Source organism: Curtobacterium sp. MCBD17_032 (genome assembly GCF_003234855.1).
In the GTDB taxonomy this organism is placed as follows: domain Bacteria; phylum Actinomycetota; class Actinomycetes; order Actinomycetales; family Microbacteriaceae; genus Curtobacterium.
The window spans coordinates 1-15,207 of the sequence record NZ_QKTO01000014.1 but is presented as its reverse complement, the minus strand read 5'-3'; the positions used below and the strand labels follow the sequence as shown (position 1 = coordinate 15,207).

The window sequence follows — 15,207 nt, the reverse complement described above, 5'->3', positions numbered from 1 at the left end:
GCAGTGTCCGCAGGACGCGCGCCCGCCCGGCCTGCCCAGTGGGTTCCCGTCGAGCGGGGCTTTGCTGGTCCAGCGAAAGGGGCTCCCGATGAAGACCATCCACTACGACAACACCGTGATCCTCACGAGCGACGACGTCGCCGACGCCGTGATCGAGTACGCCGCGGCGCTCTCCGGCGGTGACCGGGCCGACACCGTGGCGGTGCCGTCGGTCGCCGAGGACGGCACCATGACGACGACGAAGATCCTCATCGGCCCGTCGAGCGAGGTCGTCGTCGCCGACGCGGAGGAGGACGAACTCGAGCTCGAGAACGACGAGTTCGTGGCACGGCTGCGCGCCGCTGCCCGCACGTTCGGACACGACACCGTCATCCACGCGGACACCCGGTCGGACCTGACGGCGGGCGACGACGAACCCGGAGCCCCGGCGGAGGCGGCGAAGCCCTGAGCGGGCACGCGGACGGTGGCCGGGACGCCGTCGGCGTGCAGCGCCGGACCCGGCCGTTTCCGGCGCCCTGCTCGGCCGCGGGCGCGCGCACGAGGCGGGTCGGGCCTCCCGGCCGTCAGCCCGCGCTGGCGGCGGCCCGCAGCGTCGCCTCGGCGTCGTCGAGGTAGTCCGCCAGGAGCGCTGCCGCGCCGTCCCGGTCGCCGGCCCGCAGCGCCGCGACGATCGCCTCGTTCCGGTCGACGAAGTCCGCGTGGAACGCCGCCGGGTCGTCGGTGGTGAGGAACGCCAGGCGCATCTCGGCGAGCAGTGCGTCCATGAGCACGTGCAGCCGCTCGCTCGGCACGGCCCGCACGAGCTCGGAGTGGAACCGGATGTCCGCCGTGCCGACCGCGCGCCAGTCACCGGTGGCGGCCGCCGACCGCGCGTCGGACACCGCGGACGCAGCCGCGGCCAGGGCGGGGGACTCCGGGATGCAGGCGCGGATGCCCGCCTCCTCGAGGACGCGTCGGGCGGCGTAGAGGTCCGTGACGTCCGCCACGGACAGGCGGCGCACGAAGACCCCGCGGTTGAAGACGTGCTCGACGAGCCGGTCGCGCGCGAGCAGCCGGAACGCCTCGCGCAGGGTGTTCCGCGAGACGCCGAACTGGTCGCTCAGGCGCTCCTCGGACAGCTGCGTGCCCGGCATGAACGCGCCGTCCGCGATCGAGGACCGCAGCCGTGCCGCGGTGGACTCTGCGCCGCTGACCGTCCGTGCCATGCCCCGATCCTCGCAGAGCACTCGTGTGACCGGCGTGTTACAGATGCCAGCGGGGCCTTGAGATTGTTCAACAATGCACGCCAGACTGGCCCGCATGTTCGTCCTCATCGGCGTCGCCGTCGTGATCATCGGCTTCGCGTTGCGCATCAACGCGCTGCTCGTGGTCACCGTGGCGGGCATCGTCACGGCAGCCATCGGCGGGATCGACCCCGTCGGCATCCTCACCGCGTTCGGCAACGGGTTCGCGTCGAGCCGGAGCGTCACGACGTTCGCGCTCGTGCTGCCCGTCATCGGTCTCATCGAGCGCTACGGGCTCCAGGACCAGGCGAAGCGGCTCATCGCGAAGCTCGACAAGCTCACGACGGGCCGCATCCTCGCCGGGTACCTGGCGGTCCGGCAGGTCACCGCTGCGGTCGGCCTGACGAGCATCGGCGGGCCGGCGCAGACCGTCCGCCCGCTCGTGCACCCGATGGCGGAGGGTGCGGCGACGAAGAAGTACGGCCGCATCGACGAGCGGATGCGCGAGAAGATCAAGGGCTTCTCGGCGTCGTCCGACACCGTCGGGGTGTTCTTCGGCGAGGACGTGTTCGTCGCCGTCGGGTCGATCCTGCTCATCACGACCTTCGTCGACACCACGTACGGTCTCGCGCTCGAACCGATCGACCTGGCGCTGTGGGCGATCCCCACCGGCATCGCGGCGCTCGTCGTGCACGGCATCCGCCTGCTCCTGCTCGACCGGAAGCTCGACAGGATGGCGGCCGACGTCCGTCAGACCGAGGGGGTCGCGGCATGATCACCAGCGAATGGCTCTACTGGCTCATCGGCGCGTTCTTCATCGCCGTCTCCGTGTTCATCGTCACGGACCGCTCCCACGCCAAGCGCCTCGGGAACGCCGCCTTCTGGGGCATCCTCGGGCTGTCGTTCTTCGCCGGCACCTTCGTCGTGTCCGGGGCGGTCCCCGCCTGGGTGCTCGGGATCGCCGTCCTCGTGATGGTGGCGCTCGCCGGCCTCGGCTTCACCGGCACGACGAGCCGCACCCGCGTCGCGAGCGTCCCCGGCGCCGGGGTCGGCTCCGCGACCGGCCCGGCCGAACCGACCGCCGTCACCACCCGCCCGAGCTCGAGCACGAGCGTCCTCGCGACGACGAGCCCGGACGAGCGCGCCGCGTTCGCGCAGCGGTTCGGCAACAAGCTGTTCATCCCCGCCCTCGTGATCCCGGTCGTCGCCGTGCTTGTCGCGACCCTCGGCCCGCTCGTGTCGGTCGGCGGGGAGCAGCTCCTGGCCGAGGGGAGCGCGACCCTGACCGGGCTCGGCATCGGCTCGGTGCTCGCCGTGGTCGTCGCGGTGTTCGTGCTCCGTCCGCCGCGGCTCGACACCCCGGTCCGCGAGGGCGCACGGCTGCTGCAGGCGATCGGCTGGGCGGCGCTCCTGCCGCAGATGCTCTCGACACTCGGCATCGTGTTCACCCAGGCCGGCGTCGGCACGGCGGTCGGCACGATCATCGAGGCGGTCCTGCCGGACGGGTCCCTGTTCGCCGCGGTCGTCGTCTACTGCCTCGGCATGGCCCTGTTCACCGTCATCATGGGCAACGCCTTCGCGGCGTTCCCGATCATGACCGCTGCGATCGGCTGGCCGGTCCTCGTGCAGGGCTTCGATGGCAACCCCGCCGCGATCTTCGCGATCGGCATGCTCGCCGGCTTCTGCGGGACCCTCGTCACCCCGATGGCCGCGAACTTCAACCTCGTGCCCGCCGCCCTGCTCGAGATGCGGGACAAGTACGGGCCGATCAAGGCGCAGCTCCCGACCGCCGGGATCCTGCTCGTCGTCAACATGGGAGTGATGTACCTTGTCGCATTCTGACCCCGGGGCCGTCGGATCCGCGTCCTCGCCGGCGCCGGAGCTGACCCGCGCCGCCTGGGCCGCCGGCTTCGCCGCCGTCGCCCTCGACAACACCACGCGCGAGTACCCGTACGCCGCGCACCACACGACGTCCGGTCCGGAGGACCGCGCGCTCCCCGTCGAGCTGCACCCCGCCTTCGCCACGTCGTACGACTGGCACTCGTCGGTCCACATGCACTGGCTCGCGACCCGCCTGGTCGCGTTCGGCGTTCCCGCCGACCTGGAGGCCCGGATCACCTCGGTCCTGCAGGCCCACCTCTCCGCGGAGCACCTCGCGACCGAGGCCGCGTACCTCCGGGCCACGCCGCACTACGAGCGGCCCTACGGCTGGGCGTGGCTGATGCGGCTCGCCGCCGAGGTCTCTGCCTCCGAGGTGCCGGCGATCCGCGCCCTCGCGCCGGGTTTCGCGCCCGTGGTCGAGGTGCTCGAGGACCTGGTCACCCGCTGGGTCGAGGGTGCCGCGCACCCGGTCCGACACGGCGTCCACTCGAACTCCGCGTTCGGGCTGCTGCTCGTGCTCGAGGGTGCCCGGTCGCTCGGCCGGACCGAGCTCGTCGCCACGGTCGAGCGCACCGCCCGCGAGTGGTTCGGCGCCGACGCCGGGTGGCCGTTCGCGTGGGAGCGGAGCGGGCACGACTTCCTGTCCGCCGGATCGGCCGAGGCGGACCTCATGCGCGCGGTGCTGCCCCCGGCGGAGTTCGTGCCGTGGGCGCGGACGTTCTTCGCGCAGGTGTCGGCCGGAGACGCGATCCTCACCCCGACGACGGTCCGCGACGAGAACGACCCGCAGCAGGTGCACCTCTTCGGGCTCGACCTGTCCCGGGCCGGATCGGCACGTCGGATCGCGGACGTGCTCCTGGCCGCGGGCGGCGACGACACCGCCCTGGCGGACCTGCTCGACGCGGCCGCCGACACGTTGCTCGCGTCCGGTCTCGCGGCGAGCGTCGGCGAAGAGTACTACTCCACCCACTGGCTCGCGAGCTTCGCCTGGGACGCCATGGAGGCCCGGGAGCACGCCGCTCGCTGAAACGCAACGCGCAACGTCGGCGGCGGCACGCACCGGAACTCGGTCACGTGCCGCCGCCGACGTTGCGTTCTGCGGGGGAGCGTCAGTCCAGCGAGATGGTCTGCCCGAAGGTCCGGGTGACGGGCGGGGCGGCGAGCACGGTGCCGAGCGCCTCTGCAGCACCCTCGGGGGTGGCGCGCCACGCGACGTAGGCGTCGTGGTCCGCGACGGTGGCCCAGCGCTCCAGCACCACGAGGCGCGTGGGGTCGGCGTCGTCGACCAGGACCTCGAGGGACTCGTTGCCCGGCTGGACGGCGGTCTGCGCGAGCGTCTCGCGGACCGCTGCGGCCACGTCCTCCGCGGAGACGTCGCTGCGGAGCTGGACCTCGAGGAAGACGGTCTGCGTCATGGAGTGCACCTTTCGTCGATCGGGTCCCGTCGGACGGCAGGACCCGGGGGGTGCAACCCCGTCGGCGGCGCGGGTGTTCCGAGACCGGGGGTTGTCCGGGGGCACCCCATCGACTATCGTTGCATCGAAATTCGATACCATCGACGATCGACAGGGGATGAACCGATGACCGCACCCGTCTACGACCCACCTCGCGGGAGGAACTCCTACCTCGCCTACGTGATCGCCTGTGCCGTCGGCATCGTGGTGGTGGCGGCGCGGTACGCGCTCGACCTGGCCGCGTCCGTCCGGTCCGGGCTCGTGTCCGTCCCCGTGCGCACGGCACCTACGGCCGAGGTCCCGCAGCCACCCGGCGGCGCGACGGTCCGCGCCGACCAGCTGGTGCTGCAGGTCCGGACCGATGACGTGCCCGGTGGCGCGATCGGACTCATCCGCACCGGCGACGCCCTCGAGGTCGTGCTGGTCGCCGCCCTCATCGGCCTCGTCGCCGCCGTGGCGTGGACGATCACGCGCGGGGCACTCTTCGACCGGTCCGCGACCGTGGTCCTCGGCGTCCTGGCGGGGATGGTCGTGGTCGCCGGCTTCGTCCCGTCGTTCGTCCGACGGATGGGGTGGAACTGGGTCGTGTCCGGGCTCGGATGGGACGGTCGCCTGCCCGAGCCCGTGGTCGACCCGCCGTACGTGGCGGTGTACCTGGGACTGCTCCTCGTGATCTGCTTCCGGTTCGCCCTCACCGCCGCACAGCGGATGGTCCGCGACCAGTCCGGACTGGTCTGATGGCGCCGGAAGCCGACGACGGCCACGCGGTCGTGTGTCACCTCGACGACCTCCTGGCCGCACGGGGCATGACCCTGACCGAACTCGCGGACCGTGTCGGGGTGACGGTCGTGAACCTCTCCGTCCTGAAGAACAACCGTGCGCGGGCGATCCGGTTCTCGACGCTCACGCGGATCTGCCACGTGCTCGACTGCCAGCCCGGTGAGGTGTTCTCGGTCCGGAGCACTTGACACCCACCGGCGCCGGACCGCACGGGCGTCGCTGCTCAGTGGACGAGCCGGAAGCGCAGCGCGTCGCCCGGACGGAGCTGCGCCGCACGGTCGACGGACTCCGGCGTCAGGACCGCCACGACCGGGTAACCGCCGGTGACCGGGTGGTCGGCGAGGAACAGCACGGCGAAGCCGGCCGGCGGGACCTGCAGCGAGCCGGTCTCGACGCCCTCGCTGGGGAGCTCGCGGGTGACCGCACGGACGAGGGGGGCGTCTGCGGTGGTGCGGACCCCGACCCGGTCGCTGTCCGGGGTGACGTGGAAGTCCTGTCCGGTCAGGGTGGCTCGCCAGTCCGGCGTGAACCAGTCGTCACGGGGACCGGGCACGACGTCGAGCACCACGGGGTCGCCGGGCCGGGGCAGGAGCGGCGGCGGCACCGCGTCGACCACCGGCCAGGAGCCGACGCCGAGCCCGTCCCCGGCCGTCGCCGTACCGTCCGTGGTCGACGCGGCACCGCGCACGGCGGGCCCGACCGGCAGGACGTCCCCGGCCGACAGCGGTGCGGGACCGAGCTGCGCGAGCGAGTCCCACGACCGACTGCCGAGCACCGGCTCGACCGCGATGCCTCCGCGGACGGCGACGTACGCGCGGAGTCGGCCCTCCGGCAGCCCGACCCGCAGGGTGTCGCCGGGCTCGAGGAGGAGCACCTCGTAGGCGGCCGCACCGCGCACTCGTCCGTCCGCGCGTTCGATCGACACCGGACACGGTGCCCCGGTGACGGCGGCGACCACGTGCGCGTCGGTGCGGAGCGCGACGGAGCCGAGGAGGGCCTCCAGGACGGCAGCGTGCGGACGGTTGCCGACCATCCGGTTCGCCAGTGCGGCCGACCCCCGGTCCGCGGGGCCGGCCGCACCCAGCCCCATGTCGCTCAGTCCGGGGCGGCCGAGGTCCTGTGTCGTCACGCCGTAACCGACCTGCACGACGGTCAGGGCACTCACGACCGTGCCGCCGCGTCGACGAACCGCAACCGGACGCCGGCCGGTGCGAGCGCCGGCGGGGTGCGGTCGAGCGACCACATCGGCACGTCGGTCCGGCCGATGAGCTGCCAGCCGCCGGGGGAGGTCCGCGGGTAGACGGCGCTGAACTCGCCGGCCAGGGCGACGGCGCCGCTCGGGACGGCGGTGCGCGAGGTGTCGCGGCGGGGCAGGTCGAGCGACGGTGCGGTGCCGGTCAGGTAGCTGAAGCCGGGGGCGAAGCCGCAGAAGGCACTCGTCCAGACCTGCCCGGTGTGCCACGCCACGAGGTCGCCGCGGGTCATGCCGGTGAGCGCACCGACGGCGTCGAGGTCGGCGCCGTCGTAGGTGACCGGGACGACGACCGGGTCCCGGTCCGCGTGGTCGTCGGAGGCGTGTACCGACTCGACGTCCGACACGAGGGCACGGAGCCGACCGGCGTCGGTGACCGTCGGGTCGAAGCGGAGGAGGAGGGTCCTGGCGCCGGAGACCACCTCGGTGATCCCGGCCAGCGGGGCCGCAGCGAGGCCGGCGCGGAACGCCACGACGTCGGTGAGGGTGTCGAACGTCGCCAGCAGCGCCGTCGCCCCGGCGACCCGGACGTCGGGCGTCATGCCGCGGCGGCCGTCGAGAACGCCGCGATGTCGACGCCGTGCTCGGTCAGCAGCGTGCGGATCGCCCGTGCCATCGCGACGGCGTCGGGGGAGTCGCCGTGCACGCAGACCGAGTCCGCCGCCACGCGGATCTCGGAACCGTCGACCGCGGTCGCGACCCCCTCGGTGACCATGCGGAGCACGCGGGCCGCGACCTCGTCCGGGTCGTGCAGCACGGAGCCCGGTCGGCTGCGGGACACGAGTGACCCGTCCGGCTCGTAGGCGCGGTCAGCGAAGGCCTCGCTCACCGCGCGGAGCCCGTGGCGTTCCGCGGCGAGCACCAGCTCCGACCCGGGGAGGGCGAGGACCGACAGGGACGGGTCGACGTCGGCGACCGCGCGGACGACCGCCTCGGCCTGCACCGGGTCGGCGCAGGCGGTGTTGTACAGCGCGCCGTGCGGCTTGACGTAGGTGACGACGGTGCCGGCGACACGGGCTGCGGCGCTGAGCGCGCCGAGCTGGTGCACGACCTCGGCGTACAGCTCGTCCGGGGTGACGGCGACGGGGCGGCGGCCGAAGCCGACGAGGTCTCGGTACGCGACGTGTGCGCCGACGGCCACCCCGCGCTCGGCGGCGGCCCGGCAGGTGTCGAGCATGATCGTCGGGTCGCCCGCATGCGCGCCGCAGGCGATGTTCGCGCTGGAGACGACGTCGAGCATCGCGTCGTCGTCGCCCGCGGTCCAAGCACCGAAGCCCTCGCCGAGGTCGCTGTTCAGGTCGATCGTGGGCATCCGGACCTCCTGTCGAGATTGTTCAACAACCTAGCGCGCCCGGTGCCGGCTGTCATCGTCAGGTGTGCGAGGGCAGGGTGAGGACCTCCGCCCCGTCCTCGGTGATGGCGATGGTGTGCTCGCTGTGGGCGGTCCGGCACCCGGTGGCGCTGCGGAGCGTCCACCCGTCGGCGTCGGTGACGAGCTCGTCGGTGTCGACCATCACCCACGGCTCGAGGGCGAGGAGGAGGCCCGGACGCAGCGTGTACCCGCGGCCCGGGCGCCCGTCGTTGGCCACGTGCGGGTCCTGGTGCATGGTCGAGCCGATGCCGTGCCCGCCGAAGTCGAGGTTGATCGGGTACCCGGCCTCGGTGAGGACCGACCCGATCGCGTGCGACAGGTCCCCGAGCCGCGCTCCCGGGCGGGCGGCCGCGATCCCGGCGGCGAGGGCCCGCTCGGTGGTCTCGATGAGCGCGACGCTCTCCGCGGGGCGGCTCGTGCCGACGACGAAGCTGACCGCGGAGTCGGCCGCGTAACCGTGGTGCACGACGGCGAGGTCGAGCGTCAGCAGGTCCCCGTCGGCCAGGGCGCGGTCGTGCGGCAGCCCGTGCAGGACGGCGTCGTTCACGGCGGTGCAGATGTGGTGACCGAAGGGGCCGCGCCCGAACGAGGGTGCGTAGTCGACGTAGCACGACGTGGCCCCGGCGGCGGTGATCATCTCGGCCGCCCACCGGTCGAGGTCGAGCAGGTTCGTGCCGACCGTGGTGCGGCTCCGCAGCGTCTGCAGGATGTCCGCCACGAGGGCGCCGGCGGCGCGTGCCCGGGGGAGCTCGGCCGGGGTGAGGATCTCGATCATGCGGCTGCCGCTCCTGTTCCGATTGTCATACCGGTATTATCGTATGGTCATGGTCCGTCTGCCGCTCTCCCCGGTCGACCTCGAACGCGGGCGGCGTCTCGGTGCCCTGCTCCGCTCCGCTCGGGGCTCCCGCTCGATGCTCGAGGTCGCGCTCGATGCCGGTGTCTCTCCGGAGACCCTGCGGAAGATCGAGACCGGGCGGATCGCGACGCCCTCCTTCCCGACCGTGGCGGCGCTCGCCGCCGTGCTCGGCCTGTCCCTCGACGCCCTGTGGGCCGACGTGGGCGCGGCGAGCGGGTCGGTACGGCCGGCCGTGGAAGTCGCCGTCGCTCCCTGAGGCGTCAGCCCGGGCCGTTCGTCACCCGGCCCGGTCGTCTGCTACCGTCGTCGGGCCAGAACCAAGGGGGCCGCCCGTCACGCGAGAACGACGGTCGGCTCGTGTACCGCTCCCAGTCGGTGCCACCCCGCGTCCTTCGGTTCGCACCCCTCGTGCCTCTCGCCGCGCGGTCCCACCGCCGGAGCACGGTCCGTGTCGTCCGAAGGAGCCCTCATGGGCACAGCCATGCCCGGATCCCGCCGCACCCTGCGCGGCAACCCGATCGCCACCCTCGTCGCCGTCTGTTTCGGCCTGTTCATGGTCGGCCTCGACGCCACCGTCGTCTCGATCGCGAACCCCGCGATCGCCGCCGACCTCGGCACCACCTTCACCCAGCTGCAGTGGATCACGAACGCCTACCTGCTCGCCCTGGCGGTGTTCCTCATCCTCGGCGGCAAGCTCGGGGACCGGTTCGGTCGCCGCCGCATGTACCTGATCGGGGTCGTCGCGTTCGCACTCGCCTCGGTCGCCATCGGCCTGGTCGGGACCGCCACCGGCGTGATCGTCTTCCGCGCCGTCCAGGGCCTCAGCGCCGCACTGCTCATGCCGCAGACCCTGGCGCTGCTGCGGGCGACCTTCCCGAAGGAACGGTTCGGCGTCGCGGTCGGCGTCTGGGGTGGGGCGTCCTCGGTGGCCATCGCGGCCGGTCCGATCGTCGCCGGCGTGCTCGTCGCCGCCCTCGGCTGGGAGTCCGTCTTCTTCGTGAACGCCCCGATCGCCGTGGTCGGCGTCGTGTTCGGCGGGCTCGTCCTCCGCGAGTCCACCGCACCCCACCGCGGACGCTTCGACGTGCCCGGGGTGGTGCTGCTCGCGCTCGGCCTGTTCGGCATCGTGCTGGCCGTGGTGCAGTCCGAGTCGTGGGGGTGGGGGAGCCCCCTCACGCTCGGGGTGCTGCTCGGCGGTCTCGCGCTGCTCGTCGTCTTCGTGCTGGTCGAGCTGCGCGTGACCGACCCGCTGCTGCCGATGTCGCTGTTCCGCTCGTCGTCGCTCTCGATCGGCGGACTCGCGGTCGGCGCGAACTTCTTCGCGATGCTCGGCGTCACGTTCTTCCTGTCCCTGTACATGCTCAACCTGCGCGGGGCGACCGGTCTGGAAGCGGGGCTCATGCAGCTCCCGCTGAGCGGCGTCTCGGTCATCGCGTCGCCGATCGGCGCGGCCCTGGTGGCCCGGCTCGGCATCCGCCGGACGCTCACCATCGGCCTGCTCATGGTCGGGGTGGCGCTGTTCGCCCTGACCGGCACCACGCAGGACTCCGCGTACATCGGGATGGCGGTCCCGTTCGTCGTCTTCGCCCTCGGTGCCGGCTTCACGATGACCGCCGGTGCCGAGGCCGTCGTCGGCAGCGCCCCGGTGCAGCTGGCGGGCGTCGCCGGCGGGTTCCAGGCGACCGCGCTGCAGCTCGGCGGCGCGCTCGGCACCTCGGTGCTGTCCGCCGTGGTGAGCGCCGGCGTGCTCGCGGGCACGGCCGGGCTCGGGCTGACGAGTGCCGCCCGGCAGGGCCTCGCCCAGGGCATCGTCCCCGCGGGGCTCGGATCGGCGGCGTCCGTGGCAGCCCGGGACGCGTTCCTCGGCGGCATGCACACCGCCTTCGTGGTCGCCGGGGTGGTCGCGGTCGTCGTGGCGGTCCTCGCGGCGGTCTTCGTCCGCTCCGCCGGCGCGCACGCGCCGGCGGAGGTGCTCGAGGAGACGGCCGAGGCCGCGGCCGGCCACGCCTGAGCGGCGCGACGCAGATCGGACGGGAGGCCCGTGGCGGTGCCGCCACGGGCCTCCCGTCCGGTCCGGCCGGCCACGCCTTCTGGCCGCTCAGCGCGGCCGACCCGGACGGGGGCATGGCGCTCCGGGCGGAACGTGTCGTCTACTGTTCGTCCACCCCATGACAGCACACCGTGCCGGAGGAACCATGACGAAGGACGACCAGTCCCGCGCCGGCGGCGCGATCGACCGCCGCCGCCTGCTCACACTCGGCCTGGGCGCCGCCGCCGCGGTCGGGATGACCGGCGTCGCCGCACTCCGCCCCGAGGTCGCCCGAGCGGCCACCGCGCCCACGCTCCTCGCCGCCGACGAGTTCGACGGCGCGGCGGGCAGCGCCCCGAACCCGGGGATCTGGCGGTACGACCTGGGCGGTGGCGGGTGGGGCAACGGCGAGCTGCAGGTCTACACCGACTCGCGGCGGAACGCGGCGCTCGACGGGAACGGCAGCCTCGCGATCACCGCCCGACGGGAGGCCGACGGCTCGTACACCTCGGCCCGCCTGACGTCCCAGGGCACGTACTCGGTGCAGTACGGCCGGGTCGAGGCCCGCATCAGGATCCCGCGGGGGCAGGGCATCTGGCCCGCGTTCTGGATGCTCGGTGCCGACCTGCCGCAGGTCGGGTGGCCGGCGTGCGGCGAGATCGACGTCATGGAGAACATCGGCCGCGAACCCGGCACGATCCACGGCACCGTGCACGGGCCCGGGTACTCCGGGGCCGAGGGCATCAGCGCGGCGGCGACACTCCCGACCGGTGCCTTCGCGGACGCCTTCCACGTCTACGCCGTGGACTGGCGGCCGGGTTCGATCAGCTGGTCCGTCGACGGAGCGACGTACCGGACGATCACGCCGGCCGACACGAACGGGGACCCGTGGGCGTTCGACAAGCCGTTCTTCGTCATCCTGAACGTCGCGGTCGGCGGCGGGTGGCCGGGCTCGCCGGACGCGACCACCGCGTTCCCGCAGCAGATGCTCGTCGACTGGATCCGGGTCTGGCAGAACGCCTGACCGTCATCGGGACGCCGACGTCGCCGAGACGTCGACCCGGGAACGGGTGCGGGCCCCGCAGCCGAAGCCGCGGGGCCCGCACTCGTCAGCTCCGGAGGTCAGCGCACCCGGACCGTGATGGTCGGGCTCGTGCTGGCCGCGACGGTGCTGGAGCCGGTGAAGACGGCCTTCAGCTTGTGCGTGCCCTTCTTCAGGGTGAACCGCGTGGCGCCGCCGTTGTTCGTGATGTTGATCGTCTTGACGAACTTCGAGCCGTCGTAGATCCGCACCTGGCCCTTCACGTTCACGCCGGGCGCGTTCACGTGGAAGCCCGCTTTGGTGCCGGAGTAGGCTATGACCGTCTTCGACGGGGCCTTGTCGACGACGACCGTGAGCGCACGGGTCGCGGTCGCGTCCGTCGCGGTGTACGCCGAGCCGGTGACGAAGGACGCGGTGATGCTGTGCTTGCCGACCGGGAAGGTCTTCGGCAGCGTGAAGGTCGCCTTGCCGTTCGCCACCGTCGCGGAGCCGAGCTTCGTGCGGCCCTCGGAGAACGTGACCGTGCCGGTCTTGGTGCCGAGGCCGCCGCCGATGGTGGCGGTGACGGTGACCGGCTTGGTGGTGCCGTAGACCTGCTTGGCGGCGGTCGCCGTCAGCGTGGTCGTGGTCGCCGGCAGCTCCGCGTGCAGCGTGAAGTCGTCGACGGTCGAGCCGATCGGAGCCGGGTCGGCCGACGCGGTCGGCTTGAGGGTCACGCCGCAGCTGTCGACGTTCCCGTGCTGGACCGCCGCGTTGAGCGTCGTGCAGTCGCCCGCTCGGACGTTCGTGACCGCGAGGTCGTCGTCCGTGACCGAGACCTTGACGTACGTGCGGACGTGCTCCTGGTTCTCCACCGAGTTGGCGAAGTGGCGCTGACCGGTCGGGTCGAGCGGGTCGGCGCCGTAGCCACCCTGGGTCGGGTCGGGCTCGGTCAGGTCGTAGTACTTCGAGCCCGACGCGGAGTTGGCGGTGAGGTAGATGACACCGCCGGGACCGGCGAAGACGTCCTCGGCACCCGGCTGCTCGTCCGGGTTGGCCTTCTTGCCGTTCTTGATCGCGTAGCTGCGCGAGTAGGAGTGGTCGTGGCCCTGCAGGACGACGTCGACACCCATGTCGGAGAAGGCGCGGGTGAAGTCGAAGCGGCGCTGCTGGTTGTCACGGTCGTTCGCGTGGTCGGCCGGCGAGTAGATCGAGTGGTGGTAGACCAGCGCGGTCCACTTCGCGTCGTCGCCGTGGCGCGTGATGACGTCGCGGATGTAGTTCACGTGCGCCGCGTCGGAACCGCCGGAGTAGGCGTTCGAGTTGATGTCGATGAACAGGACGCCCTTGTACATGTACCAGTAGTCGCCACCGGAGTTCGCGGTCGAGTTGCCGCCCGGGTAGAAGTCCGGCACGCGGAGGGAGTTCGGCAGCTGGTTGTGCTGCTCGTACGCCTTGCCGCCGACGTCGTGGTTGCCGATGGTCGAGGCCCACGGGTAGCGCTTGAGGACGTCACTGCTGTCGGCGAACGCGCCCCACTGGTACTCGTTGTTGGCGTTCTCGACCTGGTCACCACCGGAGACGAGGAGCTCGGCGTCCTTCTCCTTCGTGGTCGCGTACTCGAGCGTGTCGGCCCAGCCGGCGCCGTCGTCGTCCACGAAGCCCGACGAACCGATCTGCGGGTCACCGAAGAACAGGAAGTCGAAGTCGCCGCTGAAGCTCTTCGTCGTGAACGTGTACGGGGCGGACCAGGCCGAGCCGTCCGCGGCACCGACGTGATAGGTGTACGTGGTGTTCGGCTCGAGGTCCTTGATCGTCGCGTGGGCGTTGACGTAGCCGGCCTCGGCGGTGATGCCGGGGATCGAGCGGGTCGACCGGTCGGTGGTGCTCGTGTCGGCTGCGGTGTTCGCGGCCTTCGACGCGGCGATGGTCGTCTTCGCGTCGGTGAAGACGCCGCCGGTCATGCTGTCGGTCTTCTGGATCTCGAGCGACTGGTCGACGTCCGCCGGGAAGTACCACGAGGCGATGCGCTGGCTCTCGGTGGCGCCGACGCCCAGCAGGATGTGGAGCGGGCCGCCGGCCGAGATGTTGCTCGTCGGGGTGGTCGGTGCCGCGGTCGCGGGGGAGGTGCCGACCAGGCAGGCGCCGGCGATGAGGGCCGCGCCGATGACGGCCCCGCCGAAGCGGAGGGTGGTGGTTCTGCGCCGGGAAGGGGCGCCGGACAGGAGACTCATGTGGGTCCGTTCTCAAGGCAAGGGATGGTGCAGCAGAGCGACTCTGCATCCCCCTGGTAGATCGTGAGTAAACGCTGTGTGACCATCCGTCTCACAGGGATGAAGCGGTAGGGGCTCAGCCCTCGAGGAGCCGTCAGTCCTCGACGAGCCGTTGGACGAACCAGATCATCCCCATCACGAAGACGCCGGCCGTCACCGCGCCGGTCACCCAGAGCGACGCGATGTGGCCCTTCCGTCGCAGCAGGGACAGCGGCGGGAACACGACGACGATGATCGCGAGCTGCACCGCCTCGATGCCGACGTTGAAGACGAGGAGTGACACGAGCAGCTGCCACGAGAACGCCTCCTGGATGCCGAGGGCGCCGGCGAACCCGAGTCCGTGGATGAGGCCGAACGCGAAGACCACGGCCAGACGCGACCACCCCGACCGGTCCAGGGCGAACCGGCCGTGGTCGGTCACGACGAGTTCGTCGGCGCGGGACCGGCGCTGGAACAGCCGCCAGAGGTACCACCCCGCGACCGCCGCGATCGACAGCGCGATGAGCGGCTCGACGACGATCGACGGCGGGCTCACGACGCCGAGCGCGGCGAGGATGAACGTGATCGAGTGCGCGATCGTGAACGCCGACGCCGTGTACACGACCTCGCGCAGGCGTCGGGAACCGGCGATGAGCGCGATGAGGAACAGGATGTGGTCGATCCCGGTCAGCAGGTGCTCGGCCCCGAGGGTGAAGAACTCCCAGAACCGTGCGCCCGCGGACTGCTCGGTGGAGAACGACGGCTCGTCGGCGTCGAGCGTGGCCGTGCCCTCCTGGTCGTCGACGTCGTAGGTGACGATCGTCTTCGTGTCCCGCACGAACGTCTCGCTGTCCGGGAACAGCTCCGAGCGGACCACGTGCCCGGGCGCGGTGTGTCCGGGTCGAGGGCAGGCGAAGTCCGCCGTCACCAGGGCGTACGGCACCTCGTCGCGCATCTCCACGCGCACCGCGTCGTCGAGCGTGCCGGTGCACGCCTCCCCGCCGGACGACACCGCGAACCGGTCGAACAGGTACCCACCGATCGAGTCGAGGTGTGCTTCGGCAGCCCGGACCATGCCCGGCTCGTC

At 72.3% G+C, this 15,207-nt stretch carries 17 protein-coding genes; 9 read left to right on the top strand and 8 right to left on the bottom strand.

The annotated features are described in order from the left end of the window. Nucleotides 1-88 precede the first annotated feature (88 nt). Nucleotides 89-448, top strand: coding sequence for a hypothetical protein (locus DEI91_RS13855; protein ID WP_111052855.1), 360 nt, complete (start codon nt 89-91; stop codon nt 446-448). Nucleotides 449-563: 115 nt separating this feature from the next. Here DEI91_RS13855 and DEI91_RS16050 read toward each other — a convergent pair whose 3' ends face one another. Beyond that, nucleotides 564-1,205, bottom strand: coding sequence for a GntR family transcriptional regulator (locus DEI91_RS16050; RefSeq protein WP_181439611.1), 642 nt, complete (start codon nt 1,203-1,205; stop codon nt 564-566). Nucleotides 1,206-1,299: 94 nt separating this feature from the next. Between DEI91_RS16050 and DEI91_RS13840 the strand changes: the two genes are divergently transcribed. The 3 genes from DEI91_RS13840 to DEI91_RS13830 are packed head-to-tail and all read left to right on the top strand — an operon-like array spanning nt 1,300 to nt 4,131. Continuing rightward, a complete protein-coding gene (locus tag DEI91_RS13840; protein ID WP_111052853.1) occupies nt 1,300-1,998 on the top strand; it encodes a DUF969 domain-containing protein in 699 nt (232 codons plus the stop codon). Next, complete coding sequence (locus tag DEI91_RS13835; protein ID WP_111052852.1) at nt 1,995-3,065, top strand: DUF979 domain-containing protein; 1,071 nt, start codon at nt 1,995-1,997, stop codon at nt 3,063-3,065. Before DEI91_RS13840 ends, DEI91_RS13835 begins: the two co-directional genes overlap by 4 nt. Further along, nucleotides 3,052-4,131 carry a DUF2891 family protein gene (locus DEI91_RS13830; protein ID WP_111052851.1) on the top strand — a complete coding sequence of 360 codons (1,080 nt, stop codon included), beginning with the start codon at nt 3,052-3,054 and terminating at the stop codon, nt 4,129-4,131. Before DEI91_RS13835 ends, DEI91_RS13830 begins: the two co-directional genes overlap by 14 nt. Nucleotides 4,132-4,213: 82 nt before the next feature. Here the strand turns inward: DEI91_RS13830 and DEI91_RS13825 are convergent, their stop codons facing one another. Continuing rightward, on the bottom strand, nt 4,214-4,519 hold the full coding sequence (locus tag DEI91_RS13825) for a putative quinol monooxygenase (protein WP_111052850.1): 306 nt from the start codon (nt 4,517-4,519) through the stop codon (nt 4,214-4,216). 165 nt (nt 4,520-4,684) lie between these two features. On the opposite strand from DEI91_RS13825, the gene DEI91_RS13820 reads away from it, so the two are divergent. Together DEI91_RS13820 and DEI91_RS13815 are read left to right on the top strand one after the other, a co-directional pair. Further along, nucleotides 4,685-5,296: a hypothetical protein gene (locus tag DEI91_RS13820; protein ID WP_111052849.1), complete on the top strand. Its 612-nt coding sequence runs from the start codon at nt 4,685-4,687 to the stop codon at nt 5,294-5,296. Beyond that, nucleotides 5,296-5,526 (top strand): helix-turn-helix transcriptional regulator, encoded by a 231-nt coding sequence (locus DEI91_RS13815; protein WP_111052848.1) that lies wholly within the window; start codon nt 5,296-5,298, stop codon nt 5,524-5,526. Before DEI91_RS13820 ends, DEI91_RS13815 begins: the two co-directional genes overlap by 1 nt. A gap of 35 nt (nt 5,527-5,561) precedes the next feature. On the opposite strand, the gene DEI91_RS13810 is transcribed toward DEI91_RS13815, so the two are convergent. From DEI91_RS13810 to map, 4 genes are read right to left on the bottom strand one after another with little or no spacing between them, the layout of a single operon-like run. Then, entirely contained in the window at nt 5,562-6,503 is a 942-nt protein-coding gene (locus DEI91_RS13810; protein ID WP_111052847.1) for a biotin-dependent carboxyltransferase family protein, read from the bottom strand. Then, nucleotides 6,500-7,132: an allophanate hydrolase subunit 1 gene (locus tag DEI91_RS13805; protein WP_111052846.1), complete on the bottom strand. Its 633-nt coding sequence runs from the start codon at nt 7,130-7,132 to the stop codon at nt 6,500-6,502. The genes DEI91_RS13810 and DEI91_RS13805 overlap by 4 nt, the downstream gene beginning before the upstream one ends. Then, entirely contained in the window at nt 7,129-7,902 is a 774-nt protein-coding gene (locus DEI91_RS13800; RefSeq protein ID WP_111052845.1) for a LamB/YcsF family protein, read from the bottom strand. The genes DEI91_RS13805 and DEI91_RS13800 overlap by 4 nt, the downstream gene beginning before the upstream one ends. 58 nt (nt 7,903-7,960) lie before the next feature. Further along, nucleotides 7,961-8,737, bottom strand: a complete 777-nt coding sequence (map, locus tag DEI91_RS13795; RefSeq protein ID WP_111052844.1) for a type I methionyl aminopeptidase — start codon at nt 8,735-8,737, stop codon at nt 7,961-7,963. A gap of 49 nt (nt 8,738-8,786) precedes the next feature. Between map and DEI91_RS13790 the strand changes: the two genes are divergently transcribed. From DEI91_RS13790 to DEI91_RS13780, 3 genes are all read left to right on the top strand, one after another. Further along, nucleotides 8,787-9,074, top strand: a complete 288-nt coding sequence (locus tag DEI91_RS13790) for a helix-turn-helix transcriptional regulator (protein WP_111052843.1) — start codon at nt 8,787-8,789, stop codon at nt 9,072-9,074. A 213-nt stretch (nt 9,075-9,287) separates the two neighbouring features. Further along, the gene (locus DEI91_RS13785; RefSeq protein ID WP_111052842.1) at nt 9,288-10,829 is read left to right on the top strand and encodes an MFS transporter; all 1,542 of its coding nucleotides are present in this window, start codon (nt 9,288-9,290) and stop codon (nt 10,827-10,829) included. A gap of 184 nt (nt 10,830-11,013) precedes the next feature. After that, a complete protein-coding gene (locus DEI91_RS13780; RefSeq protein WP_111052841.1) occupies nt 11,014-11,871 on the top strand; it encodes a glycoside hydrolase family 16 protein in 858 nt (285 codons plus the stop codon). 98 nt (nt 11,872-11,969) lie between these two features. On the opposite strand, the gene DEI91_RS13775 is transcribed toward DEI91_RS13780, so the two are convergent. Together DEI91_RS13775 and DEI91_RS13770 are read right to left on the bottom strand one after the other, a co-directional pair. Then, nucleotides 11,970-14,102, bottom strand: coding sequence for an Ig-like domain repeat protein (locus DEI91_RS13775; RefSeq protein ID WP_111052840.1), 2,133 nt, complete (start codon nt 14,100-14,102; stop codon nt 11,970-11,972). 133 nt (nt 14,103-14,235) lie between these two features. Then, nucleotides 14,236-15,207: HupE/UreJ family protein (locus tag DEI91_RS13770; protein ID WP_111052839.1), on the bottom strand; the 972-nt coding region annotated here is incomplete at its 5' end.

Bases quoted from the DNA above. Each gene is read 5' to 3' on its own strand.
- DEI91_RS13855 (WP_111052855.1), top strand. From the start codon at position 89: ATGAAGACCATCCACTACGACAACACCGTGATCCTCACGAGCGACGAC.
- DEI91_RS16050 (WP_181439611.1), bottom strand. From the start codon at position 1,205: ATGGCACGGACGGTCAGCGGCGCAGAGTCCACCGCGGCACGGCTGCGG.
- DEI91_RS13840 (WP_111052853.1), top strand. From the start codon at position 1,300: ATGTTCGTCCTCATCGGCGTCGCCGTCGTGATCATCGGCTTCGCGTTG.
- DEI91_RS13835 (WP_111052852.1), top strand. From the start codon at position 1,995: ATGATCACCAGCGAATGGCTCTACTGGCTCATCGGCGCGTTCTTCATC.
- DEI91_RS13825 (WP_111052850.1), bottom strand. From the start codon at position 4,519: ATGACGCAGACCGTCTTCCTCGAGGTCCAGCTCCGCAGCGACGTCTCC.
- DEI91_RS13820 (WP_111052849.1), top strand. From the start codon at position 4,685: ATGACCGCACCCGTCTACGACCCACCTCGCGGGAGGAACTCCTACCTC.
- DEI91_RS13815 (WP_111052848.1), top strand. From the start codon at position 5,296: ATGGCGCCGGAAGCCGACGACGGCCACGCGGTCGTGTGTCACCTCGAC.
- DEI91_RS13805 (WP_111052846.1), bottom strand. From the start codon at position 7,132: ATGACGCCCGACGTCCGGGTCGCCGGGGCGACGGCGCTGCTGGCGACG.
- DEI91_RS13800 (WP_111052845.1), bottom strand. From the start codon at position 7,902: ATGCCCACGATCGACCTGAACAGCGACCTCGGCGAGGGCTTCGGTGCT.
- map (WP_111052844.1), bottom strand. From the start codon at position 8,737: ATGATCGAGATCCTCACCCCGGCCGAGCTCCCCCGGGCACGCGCCGCC.
- DEI91_RS13790 (WP_111052843.1), top strand. From the start codon at position 8,787: ATGGTCCGTCTGCCGCTCTCCCCGGTCGACCTCGAACGCGGGCGGCGT.
- DEI91_RS13785 (WP_111052842.1), top strand. From the start codon at position 9,288: ATGGGCACAGCCATGCCCGGATCCCGCCGCACCCTGCGCGGCAACCCG.
- DEI91_RS13780 (WP_111052841.1), top strand. From the start codon at position 11,014: ATGACGAAGGACGACCAGTCCCGCGCCGGCGGCGCGATCGACCGCCGC.
- DEI91_RS13775 (WP_111052840.1), bottom strand. From the start codon at position 14,102: ATGAGTCTCCTGTCCGGCGCCCCTTCCCGGCGCAGAACCACCACCCTC.